The following is a 24,777-nucleotide window of genomic DNA, read 5'->3' as shown; positions in this document are numbered from 1 at the left end:
CATGTACCGAATTGGCCAGCTGGCAAAAATGGCGGATGTCACGCCAGACACCATTCGCTTTTATGAAAAACAGCAGATGATGAATCACGAGGTACGTACTGAGGGCGGCTTTCGCCTTTATAATGAAGATGATTTACAGCGACTGCGTTTCATTCGCTATGGCCGCCAACTCGGCTTCAGCTTAGAATCAATTCGTGGTTTATTGTCGATCCGCATCGATCCTGAACATCACACTTGCCAGGAATCCAAAGCCATTGTGGCGAAGCGTTTGGATGAAGTGAATGGCATGATCGCTGAACTGCAGACGATCCAGCGTTCATTGCATCGTTTGGCTGATACCTGCTGCGGCGACGCACATAGCAGCGCCTGCTGTTCAATACTTGAAGCTCTGGAAAGAGGTGAAGAGCCGCAGCCTGAAATTTGTTGTAGCAAGGATTGAATTTTGCGCTGGAAGGAATATAGTTGCGCCGTTAATAACCGGAGGAAGAGATGACTCGCTATCAGCACCAAAAAGGTAAAATCAACGACAATGCACTTGAAGCATTATTACATGATCCACTGTTTAGGCAGCGCGTTGAAAAGAATCAGAAAGGAAAAGGCAGCTATCAACGTAAAAACAAACATGCTAAAGGACGTAACTGGGAGGCCAGTGATAAGCAGAAAAGTTTATCACTGGTCTTCTTCTTTAGAGACAAAAAAGCCGCCTCATTTGGGCGGCTTTTTCATCATAATTTATCGTGATTTTGTTGTTTTAACAGGTCACGAATTTCAGTAAGCAGTAATTCTTCATTTGTTGGCTTAGGTGCCGCTTTCTCAACTTCTTTTTTCTGATAAAGCTTATTCATTACTTTAATTGCCAGGAAGATTGCGAAGGCAACAATAACGAAATCAAATACAGTCTGAATAAAGTTACCGTACTCCATCACTACAGCAGGAATATCACCTTCTGCTGGCTTTAGTACCCACTTGAACTGTTTGAAATCGACGCCACCAATCAGCAAGCCAAGTGGCGGCATGATGATATTGGCAACCAGTGAAGAAACAATCTTACCAAAAGCGGCACCGATGATGACACCGACTGCCAGGTCAACCACGTTCCCACGCATTGCAAAATCACGAAACTCTTTGAATAAACTCATTGTTATCTCCTTGCCTTGGCCAATGGCTAAAGTCTAACAAACCTTTCTGCAATTGCCATTAGAACAATGGATTAAGCAAAACTTTCACGACGGGCTTTCGCCCGCAGCTTTTACAGGAAGAATGGACTTGGCTGGAACAGACGCTCAACATCGGGCACAAACTTCTTATCCGTCAGGAACATAATTACGTGATCGCCCTGTTCAACACGCACATTATCATTGGCGATGATCACTTCATCACCGCGCACCACAGCACCGATAATGGTTCCCGGCGGCAGCTTAATATCTTCTATAAGGCGTCCAACCACGCGAGAAGTTGTTTCATCGCCATGTGCGATAGCTTCGATGGCTTCTGCAATACCGCGGCGTAGTGAAGAAACGCCAACGATATCTGCTTTACGTACGTGGCTAAGCAGCGCCGAGATGGTGGCTTGTTGTGGCGAGATCGCAATGTCGATCACGCTGCCTTGAACAAGATCGACATAGGCGCGGCGCTGGATCAGCACCATCACTTTCTTAGCGCCCATTTTCTTGGCCAGCATGGCCGACATAATATTTGCTTCATCATCGTTAGTGACCGCAATGAAGAGATCCACCTGATCGACATGCTCTTCGGCCAGCAATTCCTGATCCGAAGCATCGCCGTAAAACACGATGGTATCGTGCAAACGCTCTGCTAGTTCTGCCGCGCGCTGTTGATTACGTTCAATCAATTTCACGCTGTACTGTTTTTCGAGGCGCTGCGCCAATCCAAAGCCGATATTTCCGCCGCCAACCAGCATGATGCGCTTATACGGTTTTTCCAGACGCTGCATTTCGCTCATTACCGCGCGAATATGCTGGCTGGCAGCAATGAAGAAGACTTCATCGCCGGCTTCCACAATCGTAGAACCCTGCGGCCGAATTGGGCGATCCTGGCGGAAAATCGCCGCGACTCGCGTATCAATATGCGGCATATGTTCACGCATGATCGACAAAGGATTTCCGACCAGCGGGCCGCCATAATAGGCTTTTACCACCGCGAGGCTCACTTTGCCTTCGGCAAAATTCACCACCTGAAGTGCGCCAGGATACTGAATCAAACGGTAGATATTGTCGATCACCAACTGCTCAGGAGAGATTAGATGATCAATCGGCACGGCTTCCGGCACAAACAGCTTTTCAGCATCGCGTAAGTATTCAGCGGCACGAATACGCGCGATACGATTGGGCGTATTGAAAAGCGAATACGCAATCTGACAAGCCACCATATTGGTTTCATCGGAGTTGGTTACCGCCACCAACATATCCGCATCTTCAGCACCGGCTTCACGCAAAATACGCGGATGGGATCCGTGACCATGCACTACGCGCAGATCAAATTTGTCCTGCAACACGCGCAAACGCGTGGCATCGCTGTCGACGACGGTAATATCGTTATTTTCCCCGACCAAATTTTCTGCCAGGGTTCCGCCGACCTGGCCGGCGCCGAGGATAATGATTTTCATGGCTTAGATGCTCTTGTCAGCGTGCGCAGCACTATTTTTTCATCAGCTTAGCGTAGAAGAAGCCGTCGCCGCCATCGATGGTCGGGAAAACCTGCCAGCCATTGGTTTGTCCCTGTGGCAACGTCTCAGCCACGGCGTCGCTGTGCGCTGCCAAAAAGGCGCTGATTTGATTGTGGTTCTCTTCCGGCAATATGGAGCAGGTGGCATAAATCATCGTGCCGCCAGATTTCAGACGCGGCCAAACGGCCTCAAGAATTTCACGCTGCAGATTCGCCAGCTCAGGAATATCACGATCGCGACGCAACCACTTGATGTCTGGATGACGACGAATTACACCTGTGGCAGAGCAGGGCGCATCGAGCAGGATGCGATCAAACTGCATATCACCGCACCATTCTGCCGGTGTACGGCCATCGCCTTGACGCACTTCAGCCTGCATGCCTAAGCGCTGTAAGTTCTCATGCACGCGGAGCAGGCGTTGCGGGTCAACATCGACCGCTAATACTTTGGCCTGCGGCGCGATTTCGAGGATATGTGTGGTTTTACCACCCGGAGCAGCGCAGAGATCGAGAATAGATTCCCCGTCTTTTGGCTCAAGCAGCAGTGCGCAACGTTGCGCTGAAAGATCCTGCACCGTTACCCAACCTTGATCGAAGCCCGGCAGCTGGCTAACTGGAGCAGGTGATTCCAGACGCAATGCATCTTGCGCATCGCCAGGAAAAGCAACTTTCTCTTCTGCCTGCAATAATGCCAGCCAGGCATCACGACTGTGATGCTGGCGATTGACGCGCAGCCACATCGGTGGTCGCTGATTGTTGGCTTCAACAATCTGTTGCCACTGTTCTGGCCATGCTGCTTGCAGACGTTTCAGCAACCAGCTTGGGTGCCAGTAACGTTGCGAGCCCTGATCGACTTCGGCTAACAGCGCTTCTTGCTGACGCAGGAACTGGCGCAACACGCCATTTAACAGGCCTTTCAAAGCCGTACGCTTCAGCACTTCAGCACCTGCTACGGTTTCTGCTAGTGCAGCATGGGCCGGCACGCGGGTATAAAGCAGCTGATAAAGGCCAACCATCAACAGGTAATGCAATACTCGCTGCTTACCAGTTAACGTGCGCTCCATCAGTTTGCCGATTAAGGCTTCCAGCTGCGGCAGCGTGCGCATCACGCCAAAACATAGCTCTTGCAGCAGCGCGCTATCTTTATCGGATAAGGTCTTTTGCGCGCCCGGCAAAATGGCACTTAGCGATTCGCCTTTGTCCACAACGCGTTCAATGAGTTGCGCGGCCAGGCTGCGCAAGTTGGTAGCTTTTTTCATGTTATTTCATCAAACAAAAAGCCCGGTCAAACCGGGCTTGGAAGATCAGGCCAGAACGGTTCCAGGTACGAACCATTCGCGGCGTGAATTGAGCAGGTCCTGAGCGGACATGGCTTTTTTACCGGCAGGTTGCAGCGATACCAGATTCAGCACACCATCGGCCGTTGCAATCTGAATGCCTTGTTTATCAGCATGAACGATTTCACCGGGTTGTTTGTTCTGATGCGGCAAAACAGTTGCCTGCCAGACTTTTACCGGTTGTTCTTCAATCATGAAATAGCTCATTGGCCATGGATTGAAGGCACGAATACAACGTTCTAACTGCGCTGCTGAAAGTGACCAATCGAGACGCGCTTCTTCTTTACTCAGCTTCTCGGCATAAGAGACCAGCGCTTCATCCTGAACTTCAGGCTTGGCATTACCACTTGCCAGCAGATCCAGCGTTAACAGCATGCCTTGTGGACCGAGTTGCGCCAGCTTCTCATACAGCGAAGCGCTGGTATCTTCAGCCGTAATCGGGCAGGAGAGTTTATGCAGCATATCGCCGGTATCAAGGCCAACATCCATCTGCATGATGGTGACACCGGTTTCGGTATCGCCGGCCCAGAGAGAGCGTTGGATTGGGGCCGCACCGCGCCAGCGTGGCAGCAGCGAACCATGCACATTAATACAGCCCAGGCGCGGCATCACCAGGACGGCTTTTGGCAGGATCAAGCCATAAGCGACCACCACCATAATATCGGCCTGCAGATCGGCAACCAGATGCTGATTCTCTTCAGGCTTCAGGGATTTTGGCTGAAATACGGGAATATCGTGCGCCTGTGCCAGGACTTTGACTGGGCTTGGCGTAAGCTTGTTTCCGCGTCCGGCTGGACGATCGGGCTGGGTAAAGACGCCAACAACCTGATGCTCAGAAGCAAGCAGCGCGTCTAAATGACGCGCTGCAAAGTCAGGTGTACCGGCAAAGATAATTTTGAGCGGTGCAGACACAGTTTAACCTTCTATTAGCACTTAATCTTCGCGTGCGTTAAGGCGGGCCAATTTTTCCAGCTTCTGTTTGATACGCTGACGTTTCAGTGGCGACAGATAATCAATGAAAAGTTTGCCGTCGAGATGATCGATTTCATGCTGGATACAAATCGCCAGCAGACCGTCGGTTTCCAGCTCAAAGCTTTTACCGTCGCGATCCTGCGCACGCACTTTTACCCACTCTGCACGCGGCACAAAAGCACGTTGTTCAGGGATGGAAAGGCAGCCTTCTTCAATACCGGTTTCACCGCTTTTTTCCAGCAGTTCCGGATTGATCAGCACCAAACGCTCGTCACGGTTTTCTGAAACATCAATAACAATGATGCGCTGATGAATATCGACCTGAGTCGCCGCTAAACCAATACCTTCTTCGGCGTACATGGTTTCAAACATGTCGTCGACAATACGCTGAACGTCTGCGTTTACGGTTGCCACCGGCGCAGCGATTTTGCGAAGGCGATCATCAGGGAAATGTAATACCTGCAAAACTGACATAAATATCCAGATCTGTATGCGTTAAAGAAAAGATTACTGCCTCATATTGTAGACTTTTTGATGCCTGATTGACAGCATTGCACCGCATGATAGCGCGGCTGACAGGGAGTGCAGCATGGAGAGAATTGAATGGATGCTTAGGCTGGCAAATGTGAAAGGCTTAAGCGGTCAGGTTGTCAGACATTTAGCGGAGGCATTGCAGAGTAATGCTCAGGTTGATGACGATCTTTTACAGGATCAGGGATTAAACCAAACCCAGCGACAACAGTTTAAAGTGCTGTGTCCACGCCAGTTAGAACGAACGCATCTGTGGCTGCAGGATGAACAGCATCAGCTAGTTTCCTGTATCGATGAACATTATCCATCAACGTTAGCGGAAATCAGTCGAAGACCCTCATTGCTGTATGTCGCTGGAAGTTTGGATGCCTTGCAGACGCCCCAAATCGGTGTCGTGGGCAGCCGTCATTGCACGCATTATGGTAAGCAGTGGGGAAGCTGGTTTACACAGCAATTGGCGCTGAGTGGATTGACCATCACCAGCGGCCTGGCGCGTGGAATTGATGGTGTGGCGCATCATGCCGCGCTAGAAGCGCAGGGTAAAACTGTGGCGGTGTTAGGTAGCGGACTACAGCATATTTACCCTAAAAGTCATCAAGCGCTGGCACGCGAGATCATCACCGGCGGTGGCGCACTGATCTCGGAGTTCCCCCTTGATACGGCACCGCATGCGGTGAATTTTCCCCGACGTAATCGCATCATCAGTGGTTTAAGCCTTGGCGTATTGGTGATTGAGGCCACTTTGAAAAGCGGATCGCTGGTGACGGCACGCTACGCTTTGGAACAAAATCGTAACGTTTATGCGTTACCCGGCGCGCTAGGCAATCCCGGCAGTGAAGGAACGCACTGGCTTATCCAGCAAGGCGCGCTGCTGGTGGCGCATCCCAACAATATCCTTGAAGATTTACATTCAACACTTCAATGGTTGCCTGATAGCAGTTCAGAAACAATATATTCACAACACAGTGACGATGTGCCATTGCCATTTGCAACTGTGTTGGCTAACGTAGGTGATGAGGTTACACCTGTTGACGTCGTCGCTGAACGTGCCGGCCAACCTGTGCCAGTTATCGCAGCTCACCTGCTGGAGCTGGAGTTAGCAGGATGGATCGCAGCTGTACCCGGCGGCTATGTCCGATTGAGGAGGGCATGCCATGTTCGACGTACTTATGTACTTGTTTGAGACGTATATCCACAACGAAGCTGAAATGCGCGTTGATCAGGATAAATTGACCGATGATTTAACCGATGCCGGTTTTCATCGTGAAGATATCTACAATGCGTTGAATTGGCTTGAACGGTTAGCGGATTATCAGGAAGGCTTGGTTGCGCCTGTACTCATGGCAAACGATCCGCTCTCAATGCGAATCTACACCGAAGAGGAAAACCAGCGCTTAGATGCAGAATGTCGCGGTTTTATTTTGTTCCTGGAACAGGTCCAGGTGCTGAATATGGAAACGCGCGAAATGGTCATCGAACGTGTAATGGCCCTTGATACCCTCGAATTCGATCTTGAAGATCTCAAATGGGTGGTGTTGATGGTGCTGTTTAACATCCCAGGATGTGAAAACGCCTATCAGCAAATGGAAGAACTGTTATTCGACGTCAATGAAGGTATGCTGCATTAATAATCTGCGATTGATGCAACCGGTAATATGAGTAAATCAGCACTATTCTCCGTGCCTAAACACGATCCCTGCCCCGCTTGCGGGGCAGAATTAGTTATACGTTCTGGCAAACACGGCCCTTTTCTGGGGTGTGTGAATTATCCCACCTGCGATTACATCCGCCCATTGAAAAGTCAGGGAGATGGTAATGTCGTTAAAGTACTGGAAGGCCATGCGTGCCCTCAGTGTGGCGCAGACAAAGTTCTGCGTCAGGGACGATTTGGCATGTTCGTGGGTTGCAGTCATTATCCGGAATGTGATTACACCGAAACCATCGATAAGCCAGATGAAACAGCTATCGCCTGTCCGCAATGTCAGAACGGTAAACTGGTACAACGGCGCTCGCGCTATGGCAAAACCTTCTACTCCTGCGATCGCTATCCAGATTGTCAGTTTGTCCTTAACGCAGCGCCGGTTGAAGGCGTTTGCCCGCATTGCCAGTTCCCATTATTAATAGAGAAGAAAACCGCACAAGGCATGAAGCGCTTCTGCGCCAGCAAACGCTGCGGTAAGCCTATCGTCCAGGACGAATCATCATCATGAAGCCAAGTCAGTATCCAGCGGGTAGTCTCGATTATTGCATTGAGAAGCTACAGCAACAGGAAGTTATCGCCTATCCAACCGAAGCCGTATTTGGATTGGGCTGCGATCCCGATAGCGAAGAGGCCGTAATGGCGCTTTTGGCGCTCAAGCAGCGCCCAGTCGAGAAAGGACTCATTTTGATTGCGTCCGATTACGCGCAGCTGGAACCTTATATCGCAGATCGTGAACTCTCGGTGCTGCAGCGCGAGCGTATGTTTGCAAGTTGGCCAGGCCCGGTGACCTATGTGGTGCCCGCCTCGCCACATACGCCGCGCTGGTTAACCGGGCGTTTCGACTCACTGGCCATTCGCGTTAGCGATCATCCGGACGTACAGGCTTTGTGTCGTGGTTTTGGTAAACCTCTGGTTTCGACCAGCGCCAATCTTTCCGGCGAACCGCCATGCCGTAATGCGGATGAGGTTGCTAAGCAATTTGGTCCGCAGTTCCCGGTCTTGCATGCTGAAACAGGTGGGCGACTGAATCCTTCTGAAATCCGCGACGTCATTAGCGGTGAACTTATTCGTCAGGGCTAATTCATGGAAAATTTTGCCGTTTTTGGTCATCCCATTGCGCATAGTAAATCTCCTTTCATTCACCGCCTGTTCGCTGAGCAAACTGGCATTGAGCATCAATATGGCAAGGAGTGCGCGCCACTTGAGGGATTTCCACAGTCGATCGCGGATTTCTTTGCGCAAGGCGGTAAAGGTGCCAATGTCACACTGCCTTTTAAACAGCAGGCGTGGGAATTTGCTGATGAGCTCAGCGAGCGCGCAGCATTATCTGGTGCGGTTAACACCTTAAAGAAAGATGCGCAGGGCAAGATCTTCGGCGATAACACGGATGGCATCGGTTTGCTCAGCGATCTGGAACGATTGCAGATGATCCATCCCGGCGATCAAATTCTGCTGGTGGGCGCCGGTGGTGCTGCGCGTGGCGTGATCCTGCCTCTGCTTTCATTCGGATGTTCGCTGGTGGTGGTGAATCGCACCGTGGAACGCGCCGAGCAGCTGGCAGAGATTTTCCAGCATAGCGGAGATATTAAAGCGGCCAGCTTTGAGCAATTAGCAGATCAGCAATTTGATCTGATCATTAATGCCACCTCAAGCGGTGTTGATGGCAAAGTTCCGGCGTTGGGCACATCGCTAATTCAGGCGCAAACGCGGTGCTACGACATGTTTTATCAACAAGGTTTGACACCATTCTTAGTGTGGTGTCAGCAGCAGGGCGCGCAACATCTTGCGGACGGTGTTGGCATGTTAGTGGGGCAAGCCGCTCACGCTTTCCATTTATGGCATGGCGTGATGCCAGAGATCACGCCAGTGATTGCCAAACTGAAGCAATCGATGCAGCAGGTATAAGGTTGGCGATCAGGGATGAGTTTGGCTTTCCTGATCGAGATATTCATTCTTCCAACCCACATAGTTGTTGGACGAATAAAGCAGCCCGGCAATCTCCGCTTCACTGAGCGGGCGCACTTGTTTAACCGGGCTGCCTAAATACAGGTAGCCACTTTCCAGCCGTTTACCCGGCGGCACCAAACTGCCAGCGCCAATCATCACATCATCTTCAACGATCACGCCGTCCAGTAGAATGGATCCCATACCAACCAATACGCGATTGCCGATAGTACAGCCGTGCAGCATCGCCTTATGCCCTACTGTGACATCTTCGCCGACAATCAGCGGATAACCTTCTGGGTTGCTGGTGGACTTGTGAGTGACATGCAGTACGCTGCCATCCTGAATATTGCTTCTTTTACCTATCACGACTTTATTGACGTCACCGCGAATCGCAACCAGCGGCCAGATGCTTACGTCATCGGCAAGTTGTACTTCACCCACCACCACGCTGCTGCTGTCGATCATCACGCGATCGCCTTGTTGCGGAAAATGGTTCTTATAAGGTCGTAGGGCTGTAGACATGATCTTCTCCTTTTACGTTTTTACCCAAGCCTGCGGCTTAATAGGCGGATAAACAAGATGATTTTTGAGCGGATCGCTCGCGATCGCAGCGAAAAGAGTGAAAACTCGCCAGTCGATTAAAAAGATCGAAAAAAGGGGTTGTGCAAAAAATTCGGATCCCTATAATGCGCCACCACTGAGACGGCAAAGCGGCAACGCAGACGGCTCAGCAGGGAGCGAAAAAATTCATCCCGCCGGATGAAAACGCTGAAAAAAGTGTTTGACTCCGAAAGAGGAAAGCGTAATATACGCCACCTCGCGACAGGCGGTTCAGCCGCTGTTCGCAACGCTCTTTAACAATTTATCAGACAATCTGTGTGGGCACTCGCAGGATTGATATCAGCGTCTCCGGACGTAAAAAATATCAAAGCCTCACGAGTGAACACATAATGAAATTCATTATGACGTTTTACAGATGAGCATCGCTGAACGTGTTTCAGCAAATCAAACTTAAATTGAAGAGTTTGATCATGGCTCAGATTGAACGCTGGCGGCAGGCCTAACACATGCAAGTCGAACGGTAGCACAGAGAGCTTGCTCTCGGGTGACGAGTGGCGGACGGGTGAGTAATGTCTGGGAAACTGCCCGATGGAGGGGGATAACTACTGGAAACGGTAGCTAATACCGCATAACGTCGCAAGACCAAAGTGGGGGACCTTCGGGCCTCACACCATCGGATGTGCCCAGATGGGATTAGCTAGTAGGTGGGGTAATGGCTCACCTAGGCGACGATCCCTAGCTGGTCTGAGAGGATGACCAGCCACACTGGAACTGAGACACGGTCCAGACTCCTACGGGAGGCAGCAGTGGGGAATATTGCACAATGGGCGCAAGCCTGATGCAGCCATGCCGCGTGTATGAAGAAGGCCTTCGGGTTGTAAAGTACTTTCAGCGGGGAGGAAGGCGGTGGAGTTAATAGCTTCACCGATTGACGTTACCCGCAGAAGAAGCACCGGCTAACTCCGTGCCAGCAGCCGCGGTAATACGGAGGGTGCAAGCGTTAATCGGAATTACTGGGCGTAAAGCGCACGCAGGCGGTCTGTCAAGTCGGATGTGAAATCCCCGGGCTTAACCTGGGAACTGCATTCGAAACTGGCAGGCTAGAGTCTTGTAGAGGGGGGTAGAATTCCAGGTGTAGCGGTGAAATGCGTAGAGATCTGGAGGAATACCGGTGGCGAAGGCGGCCCCCTGGACAAAGACTGACGCTCAGGTGCGAAAGCGTGGGGAGCAAACAGGATTAGATACCCTGGTAGTCCACGCCGTAAACGATGTCGACTTGGAGGTTGTTCCCTTGAGGAGTGGCTTCCGGAGCTAACGCGTTAAGTCGACCGCCTGGGGAGTACGGCCGCAAGGTTAAAACTCAAATGAATTGACGGGGGCCCGCACAAGCGGTGGAGCATGTGGTTTAATTCGATGCAACGCGAAGAACCTTACCTACTCTTGACATCCAGAGAACTTAGCAGAGATGCTTTGGTGCCTTCGGGAACTCTGAGACAGGTGCTGCATGGCTGTCGTCAGCTCGTGTTGTGAAATGTTGGGTTAAGTCCCGCAACGAGCGCAACCCTTATCCTTTGTTGCCAGCGGTTCGGCCGGGAACTCAAAGGAGACTGCCAGTGATAAACTGGAGGAAGGTGGGGATGACGTCAAGTCATCATGGCCCTTACGAGTAGGGCTACACACGTGCTACAATGGCGCATACAAAGAGAAGCGACCTCGCGAGAGCAAGCGGACCTCATAAAGTGCGTCGTAGTCCGGATCGGAGTCTGCAACTCGACTCCGTGAAGTCGGAATCGCTAGTAATCGTAGATCAGAATGCTACGGTGAATACGTTCCCGGGCCTTGTACACACCGCCCGTCACACCATGGGAGTGGGTTGCAAAAGAAGTAGGTAGCTTAACCTTCGGGAGGGCGCTTACCACTTTGTGATTCATGACTGGGGTGAAGTCGTAACAAGGTAACCGTAGGGGAACCTGCGGTTGGATCACCTCCTTACCTGAAGATACCTTCCCGCGCAGTGCTCACACAGATTGTCTGATGAAATTAAAGAAGAGCGTAAAACGCCTGCAGGCTTGTAGCTCAGGTGGTTAGAGCGCACCCCTGATAAGGGTGAGGTCGGTGGTTCAAGTCCACTCAGGCCTACCAAATTCTTCCAGTTTCCACGTTGTGCCGATAGCTCGCATACTTGAGTATGCTTCGTATCGACACGCCTCGAACCTGAAAGAATTCTCCTGGTAAGCACGCGTTTTGCAAAACTCTATGGGGCTATAGCTCAGCTGGGAGAGCGCCTGCCTTGCACGCAGGAGGTCAGCGGTTCGATCCCGCTTAGCTCCACCATCAACGACCCCACGTTGATAACTAACTTCAGAATGTATCCTCGGGTACATTGCGAAGTTATTGCTCTTTAACAATCCGGAACAAGCTGAAAATTGAAACGACGTGTTGGTTCATTTCTCCGTAATAAGAAATGAATAACAACATGTTCGAGTCTCTCAAATGCTTGCAGTCTGCAGCGTTGCAAAACGCCTGTGGGTTGTGAGGTTAAGCGACTAAGCGTACACGGTGGATGCCCTGGCAGTCAGAGGCGATGAAGGACGTGCTAATCTGCGTAAAGCGTCGGTAAGGTGATATGAACCGCTACAGCCGACGATGTCCGAATGGGGAAACCCGGTGCACTCAGTGCATCATCGCAACATGAATACATAGTGTTGCGAGGCGAACCTGGGGAACTGAAACATCTAAGTACCCAGAGGAAAAGAAATCAACCGAGATTCCCCCAGTAGCGGCGAGCGAACGGGGAACAGCCCAGAACCTGAATCAGTTTGTGCGTTAGTGGAAGCGTCTGGAAAGTCGCGCGATACCGGGTGATAGCCCCGTACACGAAAGTGCACATACTGTGAGTTCGAAGAGTAGGGCGGGACACGTGGTATCCTGTCTGAATATGGGGGGACCATCCTCCAAGGCTAAATACTCCTGACTGACCGATAGTGAACCAGTACCGTGAGGGAAAGGCGAAAAGAACCCCGGCGAGGGGAGTGAAACAGAACCTGAAACCGTGTACGTACAAGCAGTGGGAGCCTTGATTTATCAGGGTGACTGCGTACCTTTTGTATAATGGGTCAGCGACTTATATTCTGTAGCAAGGTTAACCGTATAGGGGAGCCGCAGGGAAACCGAGTCTTAACTGGGCGTTAAGTTGCAGGGTATAGACCCGAAACCCGGTGATCTAGCCATGGGCAGGTTGAAGGTTGGGTAACACTAACTGGAGGACCGAACCGACTAATGTTGAAAAATTAGCGGATGACTTGTGGCTGGGGGTGAAAGGCCAATCAAACCGGGAGATAGCTGGTTCTCCCCGAAAGCTATTTAGGTAGCGCCTCGTGAACTCATCTTCGGGGGTAGAGCACTGTTTCGGCTAGGGGGCCATCCCGGCTTACCAACCCGATGCAAACTGCGAATACCGAAGAATGTTATCACGGGAGACACACGGCGGGTGCTAACGTCCGTCGTGAAGAGGGAAACAACCCAGACCGCCAGCTAAGGTCCCAAAGTCATGGTTAAGTGGGAAACGATGTGGGAAGGCACAGACAGCCAGGATGTTGGCTTAGAAGCAGCCATCATTTAAAGAAAGCGTAATAGCTCACTGGTCGAGTCGGCCTGCGCGGAAGATGTAACGGGGCTAAACCATGCACCGAAGCTGCGGCAGCGACACTATGTGTTGTTGGGTAGGGGAGCGTTCTGTAAGCCGTTGAAGGTGTCCTGTGAGGGGTGCTGGAGGTATCAGAAGTGCGAATGCTGACATAAGTAACGATAAAGCGGGTGAAAAGCCCGCTCGCCGGAAGACCAAGGGTTCCTGTTCAACGTTAATCGGAGCAGGGTGAGTCGACCCCTAAGGCGAGGCTGAAAAGCGTAGTCGATGGGAAGCAGGTTAATATTCCTGCACTTGGTGTTACTGCGAAGGGGGGACGGAGAAGGCTAGGTTATCCGGGCGACGGTTGTCCCGGTTTAAGCGTGTAGGCTGATATCTTTGGTAAATCCGGGATATCTTAAGGCTGAGGCGTGACGACGAGCCACTACGGTGGTGAAGTAACTGATGCCCTGCTTCCAGGAAAAGCCTCTAAGCTCCAGGTAACACGAAATCGTACCCCAAACCGACACAGGTGGTCAGGTAGAGAATACCAAGGCGCTTGAGAGAACTCGGGTGAAGGAACTAGGCAAAATGGTGCCGTAACTTCGGGAGAAGGCACGCTGGCGCGTAGGTAGAGGGACTTGCTCCCCGAGCCGAAGCCAGTCGAAGATACCAGCTGGCTGCAACTGTTTATTAAAAACACAGCACTGTGCAAACACGAAAGTGGACGTATACGGTGTGACGCCTGCCCGGTGCCGGAAGGTTAATTGATGGGGTTATCCGCAAGGAGAAGCTCTTGATCGAAGCCCCGGTAAACGGCGGCCGTAACTATAACGGTCCTAAGGTAGCGAAATTCCTTGTCGGGTAAGTTCCGACCTGCACGAATGGCGTAATGATGGCCAGGCTGTCTCCACCCGAGACTCAGTGAAATTGAAATCGCTGTGAAGATGCAGTGTACCCGCGGCAAGACGGAAAGACCCCGTGAACCTTTACTATAGCTTGACACTGAACATTGAGCCTTGATGTGTAGGATAGGTGGGAGGCTTTGAAGCGTGGACGCCAGTCTGCGTGGAGCCAACCTTGAAATACCACCCTTTAATGTTTGATGTTCTAACGTAGGCCCGTGATCCGGGCTGCGGACAGTGTCTGGTGGGTAGTTTGACTGGGGCGGTCTCCTCCCAAAGAGTAACGGAGGAGCACGAAGGTTGGCTAATCCTGGTCGGACATCAGGAGGTTAGTGCAATGGCATAAGCCAGCTTGACTGCGAGAGTGACGGCTCGAGCAGGTGCGAAAGCAGGTCATAGTGATCCGGTGGTTCTGAATGGAAGGGCCATCGCTCAACGGATAAAAGGTACTCCGGGGATAACAGGCTGATACCGCCCAAGAGTTCATATCGACGGCGGTGTTTGGCACCTCGATGTCGGCTCATCACATCCTGGGGCTGAAGTAGGTCCCAAGGGTACGGCTGTTCGCCGTTTAAAGTGGTACGCGAGCTGGGTTTAGAACGTCGTGAGACAGTTCGGTCCCTATCTGCCGTGGGCGCTGGAGAATTGAGGGGGGTTGCTCCTAGTACGAGAGGACCGGAGTGAACGCACCACTGGTGTTCGGGTTGTCATGCCAATGGCATTGCCCGGTAGCTAAGTGCGGAAAAGATAAGTGCTGAAAGCATCTAAGCACGAAACTTGCCCCGAGATGAGTTCTCCCTGACTCCTTGAGAGTCCTGAAGGGACGTTGAAGACTACGACGTTGATAGGCCGGATGTGTAAGCGCAGCGATGCGTTGAGCTAACCGGTACTAATGACCCGTGAGGCTTAACCTTACAACGCCAGAGGCGTTTTGGTCTGAGAGACCGGATATTTTCAGCTTGTTTTACGGATTAAAGATTTAGCGGAAGCGAATGTTATTCGTTTTTGCAGCAGAATTTGCCTGGCGGCTTTAGCGCGGTGGTCCCACCTGACCCCATGCCGAACTCAGAAGTGAAACGCCGTAGCGCCGATGGTAGTGTGGGGTCTCCCCATGCGAGAGTAGGGAACTGCCAGGCATCAAATTAAAGTGTGCTGATATGGCTCAGTTGGTAGAGCGCACCCTTGGTAAGGGTGAGGTCCCCAGTTCGACTCTGGGTATCAGCACCAGTTTTAAAGCGTGAGTTCGGTAAATTACAGAATTTGCCTGGCGGCTTTAGCGCGGTGGTCCCACCTGACCCCATGCCGAACTCAGAAGTGAAACGCCGTAGCGCCGATGGTAGTGTGGGGTCTCCCCATGCGAGAGTAGGGAACTGCCAGGCATCAAACACAGAAGCCCTGAACGAAAGTTCAGGGCTTTTTTGTATGCATCAAAACCTTCAATGCCACCCAAAAGCACCCCATTAAAATTGCAGTTATAAAAAAGCCCCTGCTTTGAGGCAGAGGCGATTTTCAATCTCACTATCTGGATATTAATGAATTACTTGCGACAGAAATGCACGCGTACGTTCTGATTTCGGGTTAGCGAAGAACTCCTGAGGTGGAGCTTCTTCAACAATTTCACCGCGATCCATAAAGATCACGCGGTCCGCCACGGTACGCGCAAATCCCATCTCATGGGTAACACACAGCATGGTCATGCCATCTTCTGCCAGGCCAATCATCGTATCGAGCACTTCTTTCACCATCTCAGGATCGAGCGCTGAAGTTGGCTCATCAAACAGCATAATTTTCGGCTTCATACAGAGTGAGCGGGCGATCGCAACACGTTGCTGTTGGCCGCCGGAAAGCTGGCCAGGAAACTTATGCGCATGCTCGGCAATGCGCACACGCTGGAGGTAATGCATGGCCAACTCTTCCGCTTCTTTCTTCGGCATTTTGCGTACCCAAATCGGCGCCAGCGTACAGTTTTGCAGAACGGTAAGATGCGGGAAAAGATTGAAATGTTGGAAAACCATTCCTACTTCAGTACGAACACGTTCAATATTGCGCACATCGTGATTGAGATGAATGCCATCCACCACGATGCGTCCTTGCTGATGTTCTTCGAGGTGGTTGATGCAACGAATTGTCGTCGATTTACCCGAGCCAGAAGGTCCGCATAATACGATACGTTCACGTGGTTTTACTTTTAAATTGATGTCTTTCAGTACATGGAACTGACCGTACCATTTGTTAACGTTTTCGAGTGTAATCATCATGGCATCAGCCGCATTAGTCATAGTTTGTGTCATGTTAAACCTCAGTGCGATGCACGCCCGGTGTGAAAACGCTTCTCCAGATACTGGCTATAGCGCGACATGCTAAAACAGAAAATCCAGTAAACCATGGCAGCAAACACATAGCCTTCTGTCGACATGCCCAACCAGGTTGGGTCGACGGTGGCTTGCTGCACGCTACTGAAGAGATCGAATAGGCCGATGATGATCACCAGGCTGGTATCTTTAAACAGGGCAATGATGGTGTTCACCAGGCCGGGAATGGTCATCTTGAGCGCCTGCGGTAAAATCACCAGCATCTGGGTTTTCCAGTAGCCCAGCGACAGCGATTCCGCAGCTTCATATTGGCCTTTCGGTAGCGCCTGCAAACCGCCGCGCACCACTTCCGCAACATACGCAGACTGGAACAAGATCACGCCAACCAGTGCACGCACCAGTTTGTCGATGGTGGTGCCTTCCGCCATAAACAGCGGCAGCATCACCGATGACATAAACAGCACGGTGATCAGCGGTACACCACGCCAGAACTCAATGAAGATGATCGAAAGTGTACGCACCACCGGCATTTCTGAGCGGCGGCCCAGCGCCAGTAAAATCCCCAACGGCAGCGCGCCGGCAATCCCCACTGACGCGATAATCAGCGTCAATGTCAGGCCGCCCCACTGGCGAGTCTCTACGCGCTCTAAACCGAAATAGCCGCCATACATCAGGAACCAAACCACAATCGGATAGACCACCGCCCAGCAGGCGATATAGCGACCGCGACGCGGCATCGATTTGATGAACATCGGAATGATCGACAGTAAGCCGATGACCAGCGACAGATTGATGCGCCAGCGTAGCTCATGCGGATAGAGCCCATACATAAACTGGCCAAAGCGTGCATGGATAAACACCCAACATGCGCCTTCTTTGGTGCAATCTGCACGGGTCTCACCAATCCAGTTAGCCTGAAATACCAGCCAGTTCAGTGCTGGAGGAATCACATTCCAGATAAGCCAGATGCTGAACAACGTCAGCAGCGTATTCAGCCAGCTGGAGAACAGATTTTTGCGTGCCCATAGCCAAGCCTTACTGAGTGGATTGGTCGGAATCGGCGGTGTTTCATGTGTAGTAACAGACATAATGATCCCGTTCTCTTAACGCTCAACCAGCGCAATTTTGCGATTGTAGAGGTTCATCAGCAGTGAAATGATCAGGCTGATAATCAGGTAAACCGCCATGGTAATCGCGATTGTTTCAATCGCCTGACCGGTTTGGTTCAGCACGGTACCGGCAAACAGCGAAACCATGTCTGGATAGCCGATAGCGGCCGCCAGCGATGAGTTTTTCACGATATTCAGATACTGGCTGGTCAGTGGCGGGATAATCACACGCATGGCCTGCGGGATAATCACCTGACGCATGGTCACTGGATTAGGTAAGCCGAGCGAACGTGCGGCTTCATTTTGACCATGCGGTACCGACTGAATACCGGAGCGAATCACTTCGGCGATGAACGACGAGGTATAAACCGACAGCGCGAGAGTCAACGCGGCGAGCTCAGGGATCATCACGAAACCGCCACGGAAGTTAAATCCACGCAGTTCCGGCACATCCCAATGCATGGCAACGCCAAACAAGGTATGAGCAATCAGCGGCAGTAACACCAGCAGGCCAACCGCAGCTGGCCAGGTGCGGCGCAGTTGGCCAGTTTTTAACTGATGCTTGCGGTTGTAGCGGAACAGCGCCACGCAACCCAGCACCGCTAACGCCAGCGCGATCAGGAATGGCCAGGTGCCAGGCGCGTACTCGGGCCACGGGATATACAAACCGCGATTGCTGACGAATGCCAAATCAAAAGCGTTGAGTGCCTGACGCGGGCCGGGCAGGTTACGCAGTACCGCAAAGTACCAGAAAAAGATCTGCAGCAACGGCGGGATATTACGGAAGGTCTCGATATAAATGGTTGAAAGCTTGCGCAGCAGCCAGTTCTCAGACAAGCGAGCCAGACCAACGGCAAAGCCAAGGATCGAAGCGAATACAATACAGAGCGCGGAAACCAGCAGGGTATTGGTCAACCCCACCATAAACACGCGCGCGTAGGTGTCGCCTTCGGTGTAATCGATCAGGTGCTGGACAATGCCGAAGCCGGCACTGCGATCCAGAAACCCGAATCCGGAAGTGATGCCACGATTGGCCAGGTTGATTACGGTGTTGTGGATTAAATATCCCACCACAGCAAGCACGGCAACAATCGCGACGATCTGGTAAAGCCAGGCGCGAACCGTAGGATTACCGAACGAAAAATCCCTTTTTACGGTTGGGCGTTGCGACATGTTAAAACCTCAGTGAAGATTACGCGTGGGCACCGCAGGATGCGGTGCCCGACTGGCAGGACGGAATTAACGAACTGGCGGAGCGTACTGGATGCCGCCCGCATTCCACAGCGCATTCTGGCCGCGCTTAATTTTCAGTGCGCTGTCTTTACCGACGTTACGGTCGAACACTTCCTGATAGTTACCCACTTGTTTGATGATGTTGTAAGCCCACTTGTTATCGAGCTTCAGGTCTTTACCGAAGTCACCTTCCGCGCCCAGCAGATGTGCCATATCCGGCGTAGTTGGCTTAGCTACCATGTCATCGACATTTTTAGAGCTGATACCCATCTCTTCCGCGTTCAGCATGGCATACAGCGACCATTTAACGATGGTGAACCAATCGTCATCACCGCGACGCACAACCGGACCCAGCGGCTCTTTGGAGATCACTTCTGGCAGTACGATGAACTCGTCTGGCTTACCAAGTTTAATGCGCAGCGCATACAGCTGAGATTGGTCAGAAGCGAGGGTGTCGCAACGGCCGCTGTCGAGCGCTTTGGCGGATTCGTCAGAGCGGTCAAAGGTCACTGGCGTGTACTGCATTTTGTGGGTTTTGAAGTAGTCAGCCACGTTCAGCTCGGTATCTGTACCGGCCTGAATACACACGGTGGCACCATCCAGCTCTTTAGCACTTTTCAAACCGGCTTTCTGGTGAGTCAGGAAGCCGATACCGTCGTAATAGTTCACGCCTGCAAACAGGAAGCCCATGCCGCCATCGCGCGATGAGGTCCATGTGGTGTTACGAGACAAGATGTCCACTTCGCCAGACTGCAGCGCGGTGAAGCGCTCTTTCGCGGTCAACGGGGTGTATTTCACTTTGGTTGCGTCGCCAAATACCGCTGCAGCGGCCGCGCGGCACACATCCACGTCAATACCGGTGAATTTGCCGTTAGAGTCAGCATAAGAGAAGCCTGGCAGGCCGTCACTGATGCCGCACTGTACAAAACCTTTCTTCTTAATGGCATCCAGCGTGGTGCCAGCGTGCGCTTGTTGAGCAACGGCTAACAGCGAGGCTGCAGCAACCAGAGTGGAAAGCATCATCTTTTTCATAAAGCATCCTGTGTGGCGATATCGTGTGTTGTTATGTTTGCGCGCACTTTAATGTGCGCTTTTTTCTGTCTGTGGTGGTTAGCCATCCACAACTCTGCAAACCTGATGCCAGGTTTGCAGAATCCTGAATTCTCTGGAAAGATCTTTTAATAAACTGAAGCACTCAGAAGATTCTGGCTAATATGGCGCACCAAAAGGCAGCATGACGAGACGACACGATCACAAATAGTGCAAAAAGTTTCACTATATGGAAGCAGTGTGAGCTAACGCTCAGGAGTGGATGTATGAGTTTTCACGCTTACGGCCGAAGCGGTTGATGATCACAGAGAGAGCGGGCTGAAGCGTGATGAAAGGATAAATAAGTGCGAAGTAAAATGGAGGAAAAGGCGTTGCTAAGAGGGGCAGGATATCACTGCGGCAATTGCAACTATCGTTACCATTATCGCGCCAATTGTTTCATGCGTTGCTAACGTCAGGAAATTACTCGTGATGCAGAAACAAAAACGCCAGCCGCAAGGCTGGCGTTATCGCAGCAACGAACAGATTAGTTCATGCCGTATTTTTTCAGCTTCTTACGCAGGGTACCGCGGTTGATACCCATCATCAGAGCTGCACGGGTCTGGTTGCCACGGGTGTACTGCATCACCATGTCCAACAGAGGCTGCTCGACTTCTGCCAATACCAGCTCATACAGGTCACTCACATCCTGACCGTTCAGTTGAGCAAAATAGTTCTTCAGTGACTGTTTAACCGAATCACGCAGTGGCTTTTGGGTCACCTGATCCTGAGAGTTAACGGTAGAAACGGTGAGTACGTCAGAATTTACGCGTTGTTCGAACATAGTTCTTTCAGCTCTTTATTTCGTTTACGCAAGATTTTCGAAGTATGCCTCCAACGCCTCCAGCTGTTCGCTGGCATCCTCTATGGCGTTGAATGTGCGCCGAAACTGGTCATCAGGAGCACTTTCCTGCAAATACCAGGAAACGTGTTTTCGGGCAATACGGTATCCTTTGCGCTGACCGTAAAAGTCGTGCAGCTCCCGTATATGTCCAATCAGCATTTGCTTCACTTCAGCCAGCGGCTTCGGTGCCAGCAGCTCCCCTGTGTCCAGATAATGCTGGATTTCCCGGAAGATCCACGGTCTTCCCTGAGCGGCACGGCCAACCATAAGAGCATCGGCTCCGGTATAGTCGAGCACCGCTCTGGCTTTATGCGGGTCAGTAATGTCGCCATTCGCGATGATCGGAATGGAAACGCTCTGCTTAACTGTCCGAATGCTGTCGTATTCAGCAAATCCCTCAAACAAACAGGCGCGCGTGCGGCCATGAATGGTGAGAGCCTGAATGCCACAGCGTTCAGCCAATTGGGCAATCTCTACACAATTACGATTTTCTTTGTCCCAGCCGGTGCGAATCTTCAGCGTAACCGGTACATCCACTGCATTGACGACCGCGGTGAGAATCGACTCCACCAGTTGCGGATGTTGCAGCAGCGCTGAACCTGCCATCTTACGATTCACTTTTTTGGCCGGGCAGCCCATGTTGATATCGATAACCTGCGCGCCAGACGCCACATTAATGCGCGCGGCAGCAGCCATCTCATCAGGATCGCAACCGGCAATTTGCACGGCGCGGATACCAGGCTCGTCACTATGCACCATACGCAAACGGGATTTGTCACTGGCCCAAACTTCCGGGTTCGACGACAGCATCTCGGAGACAGTCATACCGGCGCCGTTCTCATAACACAGGGTGCGAAATGGCTTATCGGATACTCCGGCCATAGGCGCAGCAATGAGTCGATTACGTAGCTGATGTTGTCCAATGCGCATGAAAAAGAAGTGACCCTAACTGTTCGCAAGGCGGCGTATATTACGCATTTTTTAAAGAAGATGAAAGGCCAAACTTTGAACAATTCGCCGTTAGAGAACAGGGAAATCAACTTATCAGGCACAAGGAAAGGTATTAATCTTTATATTTCATATGATTAAAAATATATGCTGAAATTGTGTACAAAAATTTTTCTCAAAACATGACCGAAATCACAACATAAAAACCGCCACTTCAGGTAATTAGCCAGAGAAATGACGGCAATGTGATTATTAATTGTACTAATTTATAAGCGTAAGGGTTGTCAGATCATCATTCGACAATCAGTCGACCATGTAATGGTTGCAGGGGGCGATTATTACTGTTTTTCAGCGCCAGTTGGAAGTCGTGCAACTGTGATTGTGAGAGCGTGACGGGATGCTTCATGACCAGCCAGCGTAAACCCTCGGTGCAGGGTGGAGTAGTGAGCGATCCACTAAAACGATAGTAATGGCGATCCTCTGGGAAGAGAGGTTTTAAATCCATGCGCTGTTTAACGACCACTTCCTGATTTATCTGCTTAGGCATGGCAGCAATAATCGGATTGAGGGCGGTGTTCTCTTTCCCCACCTCGAACATCACGGCGATGACCGCTATTTCCCCATCTGCATTTGCGTGAACGAAATGCGCTTCGAACGGATAAGAGTGGCCGTCGATTTGATTCTCACTCGGGGTATGGAAATGATATTGCTTGAGGCGGAAGGTTTCGCCATCCAGCATAAAATCATCTTCATCATCCACGTTCACTTGCAGTGTGTGCCCGTTGTTGACCAGGTTTTCTGCTGCGGTGTGAAACTCTAGCTTAAGGGGCGGCAGTCGACCTTCGATGGTATGGCGAATATCAATTGGCGACTGAAACTTGCCGTTATGGCAGGTCTGGAAATCAGCAGAGAGTTCGGCCCAATGATCTGGACCAGCGTTGCCTTCATAACTCCAGTGTGGTGCGGAAGGGGAAGAGGCTGCCTGCGCACCAATGCTGTAAGCCAACATTACGCTAAGTAAAAGAGAGGTTTTCATTCTCAATCTCAGTAATAAGTATACCGGCAAGCGGCGTGCCGCAGATATTACGTGGCGATGAGAAAATGACTACCCTGTAACAGACGTCACAGGGTAGAACCAGACCGGGCTTGGATTGTCTGGTAGTTATTCGACGATCAAACGACCATTCAACGGTTGCACAGGACGGCTGTTACCGTGTTCGCCAAGCAAGCGCGCAAAGGAAGCGAGTTGTGCTGAAGAAGCATGCACGGAATCTTTCATTACCAACCAGCGCACGCCTTCAGAACACGGTGGTGTGGTCAGAGAACCGCTGAAGCGATAGTAGGATTTATTGTCTGGGATAAGCGTTGCGAGGTTTAACGGCTTATTGAGCGCTTTCACTTGGTTAACTTTGGATGGGACGTTCTGCAAAATGGACTCAATGGCTGGATTGGCTTCGCCGGCTTCAAACATCACACCGACCACCGCAAGTTGTCCATGTTCATTTGAATGGACAAAGTGAACTTCCAGAGGGAAAGATTTACCCTCTATACGGTTTTCACTTGGTGCGTGGAAATGGAATTGACGGAGCGTATAAATTTCATCATCCAGCTTGAAGGTATCGCCATCATTAATATCGATTTGAATAGTATGTCCATTATTAACGATGGATTTTTGTTTTGCGTGATATTCAAGATCCAGTGATTTTAATTGACCGTTAACAACATTATGAATATTGACAGGTGACTGATTTACACCAGTTTTACAAGTTTGATAAGCAGCGCCTAAATCTCCCCATTTTTCAGGTGACTCATAGGACCAATGGATATCGTGTGCATAGGAAAAGGGAGCCATCGCTATCAGCAGCGCAGCCAGACTCATCTTAAATTTCATAATAGGGTGACCTGGAAATAATTGAGATCAATGTGCCGCTAAATGGCACCGTAAATAGGGATAGCGCTATACCTGGGCGGGAGTTTAAAGCAAAAAAACTAAAGGAAAACCTTAACAGCGAGTATTAAGGTTTTTTGAGATGGGTCTCAACCTGAAATGTAAATTCAGGCCGAAAAATGAGTTTTTTAAGTGTATTTAAGCCGATTTTAATCCGGTGATTCGACACCATTCCTCTTTAACTGCAACAGGATCGAGGGCGAATTGTTGTGCATAGGCTTCGCATACATTTTCAGCCTGGCTCTCTAGCACGCCGGACAAACCAAGATGCCCACCCGCTTTAGGCAGTACGCTAATCAGCGGCGCCAATTCGCGCAGCGGCCCAGCGAGGATGTTGGCGACCACCACGTCAGCCTGCAAGTTATCAGGCTGCTGATGAGGCAGATAAAGCGCCAGACGCTCAGAGACGCCATTACGTTCGGCATTATCGCGGCTGGCCTGAATCGCCTGCGGATCGATATCAATACCGATCGCCTGCGCTGCGCCTAATTTTAGTGCGGCAATAGCGAGAATGCCGGAGCCACAGCCAAAGTCGATCACCGTTTTGCCTTGCAGATCCAGGCCATCAAGCCAGGTCAAACACAGCGACGTGGTGGGGTGCGTGCCGGTACCAAACGCGAGCCCCGGATCCAGCATCACGTTGACGGCATCTGGATCCGGCACATCGCGCCAGCTCGGGCAGATCCACAGACGCTCACCGAAACGCATCGGGTGGAAGTTATCCATCCATTCACGTTCCCAATCTTTGTCTTCGATCTGCTCGATCTTATGGCGAAACGCGGATCCCAGCAGCGGGTGCTGACTTAACTCGGCCACCACATCGCTCATCTCGGTTTCGGCGTCGAAAAGGCCGATGACATCGGTATCGCCCCATAGCAACGTTTCGCCTGGCAGCGGCTCATAAACAGGATTGTCGTGCGTATCCTGGAAAGTGACCGACACGGCGCCAACATCCATCAGCGCATCGCTCAGGGTTTCGGCGTTTTCGCCGGTGCTGTTAATTTTGATTTGAATCCAAGGCATAGCGTT

Annotated in this window: 22 protein-coding genes, 3 tRNA genes and 4 rRNA genes; 14 read left to right on the top strand and 15 right to left on the bottom strand. The window is 51.2% G+C overall.

From position 1 onward, the window contains the following. Position 1 precedes the first annotated feature (1 nt). Both zntR and NR302_RS17590 read left to right on the top strand, forming a co-directional pair. Entirely contained in the window at positions 2-439 is a 438-nt protein-coding gene (zntR, locus tag NR302_RS17595) for a Zn(2+)-responsive transcriptional regulator (protein ID WP_154157681.1), read from the top strand. Positions 440-489: 50 nt separating this feature from the next. Then, a complete protein-coding gene (locus NR302_RS17590) occupies positions 490-741 on the top strand; it encodes an alternative ribosome-rescue factor A (RefSeq protein WP_008104722.1) in 252 nt (83 codons plus the stop codon). Here NR302_RS17590 and mscL read toward each other — a convergent pair. The 5 genes from mscL to def all read right to left on the bottom strand — a co-directional run bounded on the left by mscL (position 726) and on the right by def (position 5,468). After that, positions 726-1,139: a large-conductance mechanosensitive channel protein MscL gene (gene mscL / locus NR302_RS17585; RefSeq protein WP_008104721.1), complete on the bottom strand. Its 414-nt coding sequence runs from the start codon at positions 1,137-1,139 to the stop codon at positions 726-728. The genes NR302_RS17590 and mscL overlap by 16 nt on opposite strands. Before the next feature lie 110 nt (positions 1,140-1,249). Further along, complete coding sequence (trkA, locus tag NR302_RS17580; RefSeq protein WP_007891694.1) at positions 1,250-2,626, bottom strand: Trk system potassium transporter TrkA; 1,377 nt, start codon at positions 2,624-2,626, stop codon at positions 1,250-1,252. A 31-nt stretch (positions 2,627-2,657) separates the two neighbouring features. After that, a complete protein-coding gene (gene rsmB / locus NR302_RS17575; protein WP_258144071.1) occupies positions 2,658-3,944 on the bottom strand; it encodes a 16S rRNA (cytosine(967)-C(5))-methyltransferase RsmB in 1,287 nt (428 codons plus the stop codon). A gap of 45 nt (positions 3,945-3,989) precedes the next feature. After that, entirely contained in the window at positions 3,990-4,934 is a 945-nt protein-coding gene (fmt, locus tag NR302_RS17570) for a methionyl-tRNA formyltransferase (RefSeq protein ID WP_258144070.1), read from the bottom strand. Positions 4,935-4,955: 21 nt separating this feature from the next. Beyond that, on the bottom strand, positions 4,956-5,468 hold the full coding sequence (gene def / locus NR302_RS17565) for a peptide deformylase (protein WP_008104717.1): 513 nt from the start codon (positions 5,466-5,468) through the stop codon (positions 4,956-4,958). A 115-nt stretch (positions 5,469-5,583) separates the two neighbouring features. Between def and dprA the strand changes: the two genes are divergently transcribed. The 5 genes from dprA to aroE are packed head-to-tail and all read left to right on the top strand — an operon-like array spanning position 5,584 to position 9,132. Then, on the top strand, positions 5,584-6,708 hold the full coding sequence (gene dprA / locus NR302_RS17560) for a DNA-protecting protein DprA (protein WP_154157675.1): 1,125 nt from the start codon (positions 5,584-5,586) through the stop codon (positions 6,706-6,708). Next, positions 6,680-7,153: a DUF494 family protein Smg gene (smg, locus tag NR302_RS17555; RefSeq protein WP_007891699.1), complete on the top strand. Its 474-nt coding sequence runs from the start codon at positions 6,680-6,682 to the stop codon at positions 7,151-7,153. The genes dprA and smg overlap by 29 nt, the downstream gene beginning before the upstream one ends. A 27-nt stretch (positions 7,154-7,180) precedes the next feature. Next, positions 7,181-7,735: a type I DNA topoisomerase gene (locus NR302_RS17550; RefSeq protein ID WP_154157674.1), complete on the top strand. Its 555-nt coding sequence runs from the start codon at positions 7,181-7,183 to the stop codon at positions 7,733-7,735. After that, the gene (tsaC, locus tag NR302_RS17545) at positions 7,732-8,307 is read left to right on the top strand and encodes an L-threonylcarbamoyladenylate synthase type 1 TsaC (RefSeq protein WP_258144069.1); all 576 of its coding nucleotides are present in this window, start codon (positions 7,732-7,734) and stop codon (positions 8,305-8,307) included. Before NR302_RS17550 ends, tsaC begins: the two co-directional genes overlap by 4 nt. A gap of 3 nt (positions 8,308-8,310) precedes the next feature. Beyond that, a complete protein-coding gene (gene aroE, locus NR302_RS17540; RefSeq protein WP_258144068.1) occupies positions 8,311-9,132 on the top strand; it encodes a shikimate dehydrogenase in 822 nt (273 codons plus the stop codon). A gap of 9 nt (positions 9,133-9,141) precedes the next feature. Here the strand turns inward: aroE and NR302_RS17535 are convergent, their stop codons facing one another. Continuing rightward, positions 9,142-9,696, bottom strand: coding sequence for a gamma carbonic anhydrase family protein (locus tag NR302_RS17535; protein WP_008104705.1), 555 nt, complete (start codon positions 9,694-9,696; stop codon positions 9,142-9,144). Between the two features lie 491 nt (positions 9,697-10,187). Here NR302_RS17535 and NR302_RS17530 point away from each other — a divergent pair. The 7 genes from NR302_RS17530 to rrf (NR302_RS17500) all read left to right on the top strand — a co-directional run bounded on the left by NR302_RS17530 (position 10,188) and on the right by rrf (NR302_RS17500) (position 15,644). Next, a 16S ribosomal RNA gene (locus tag NR302_RS17530) occupies positions 10,188-11,727 on the top strand. Positions 11,728-11,800: 73 nt separating this feature from the next. After that, positions 11,801-11,877, top strand: a tRNA-Ile gene (locus NR302_RS17525). 116 nt (positions 11,878-11,993) lie between these two features. Then, positions 11,994-12,069 (top strand) — tRNA-Ala (locus NR302_RS17520). Positions 12,070-12,271: 202 nt separating this feature from the next. Beyond that, a 23S ribosomal RNA gene (locus tag NR302_RS17515) occupies positions 12,272-15,179 on the top strand. Between the two features lie 106 nt (positions 15,180-15,285). After that, positions 15,286-15,401 (top strand): 5S ribosomal RNA (gene rrf / locus NR302_RS17510). A gap of 15 nt (positions 15,402-15,416) precedes the next feature. Then, positions 15,417-15,492, top strand: a tRNA-Thr gene (locus tag NR302_RS17505). 36 nt (positions 15,493-15,528) lie between these two features. Next, positions 15,529-15,644, top strand: a 5S ribosomal RNA gene (gene rrf / locus NR302_RS17500). The 16S, 23S and 5S rRNA genes sit together here with 3 tRNA genes alongside, the layout of an rRNA operon. A gap of 150 nt (positions 15,645-15,794) precedes the next feature. Here rrf (NR302_RS17500) and NR302_RS17495 read toward each other — a convergent pair. The 9 genes from NR302_RS17495 to prmA form a co-directional block, all read right to left on the bottom strand. Further along, complete coding sequence (locus NR302_RS17495; RefSeq protein ID WP_061720213.1) at positions 15,795-16,556, bottom strand: amino acid ABC transporter ATP-binding protein; 762 nt, start codon at positions 16,554-16,556, stop codon at positions 15,795-15,797. Between the two features lie 8 nt (positions 16,557-16,564). Further along, a complete protein-coding gene (locus tag NR302_RS17490) occupies positions 16,565-17,665 on the bottom strand; it encodes an amino acid ABC transporter permease (RefSeq protein WP_061720212.1) in 1,101 nt (366 codons plus the stop codon). A 15-nt stretch (positions 17,666-17,680) separates the two neighbouring features. Further along, positions 17,681-18,859 (bottom strand): amino acid ABC transporter permease, encoded by a 1,179-nt coding sequence (locus NR302_RS17485; protein WP_008105973.1) that lies wholly within the window; start codon positions 18,857-18,859, stop codon positions 17,681-17,683. Positions 18,860-18,925: 66 nt separating this feature from the next. After that, positions 18,926-19,951 carry an amino acid ABC transporter substrate-binding protein gene (locus NR302_RS17480; protein ID WP_008105971.1) on the bottom strand — a complete coding sequence of 342 codons (1,026 nt, stop codon included), beginning with the start codon at positions 19,949-19,951 and terminating at the stop codon, positions 18,926-18,928. Between the two features lie 544 nt (positions 19,952-20,495). After that, positions 20,496-20,792, bottom strand: coding sequence for a DNA-binding transcriptional regulator Fis (gene fis, locus NR302_RS17475; protein ID WP_007891954.1), 297 nt, complete (start codon positions 20,790-20,792; stop codon positions 20,496-20,498). 24 nt (positions 20,793-20,816) lie between these two features. Then, entirely contained in the window at positions 20,817-21,782 is a 966-nt protein-coding gene (gene dusB, locus NR302_RS17470; protein ID WP_036648759.1) for a tRNA dihydrouridine synthase DusB, read from the bottom strand. Positions 21,783-22,092: 310 nt separating this feature from the next. After that, positions 22,093-22,836 (bottom strand): carbonic anhydrase, encoded by a 744-nt coding sequence (locus NR302_RS17465; protein ID WP_258144067.1) that lies wholly within the window; start codon positions 22,834-22,836, stop codon positions 22,093-22,095. 126 nt (positions 22,837-22,962) lie between these two features. Then, positions 22,963-23,691: a carbonic anhydrase gene (locus NR302_RS17460; protein ID WP_258144066.1), complete on the bottom strand. Its 729-nt coding sequence runs from the start codon at positions 23,689-23,691 to the stop codon at positions 22,963-22,965. Positions 23,692-23,886: 195 nt separating this feature from the next. Further along, the gene (prmA, locus tag NR302_RS17455) at positions 23,887-24,771 is read right to left on the bottom strand and encodes a 50S ribosomal protein L11 methyltransferase (RefSeq protein WP_258144065.1); all 885 of its coding nucleotides are present in this window, start codon (positions 24,769-24,771) and stop codon (positions 23,887-23,889) included. Positions 24,772-24,777: the final 6 nt, after the last annotated feature.

It is taken from the genome of Pantoea sp. SOD02 (genome assembly GCF_024707505.1).
In the GTDB taxonomy this organism is placed as follows: domain Bacteria; phylum Pseudomonadota; class Gammaproteobacteria; order Enterobacterales; family Enterobacteriaceae; genus Pantoea; species Pantoea symbiotica.
This window is presented reverse-complemented; position numbering and strand designations above follow the sequence as displayed.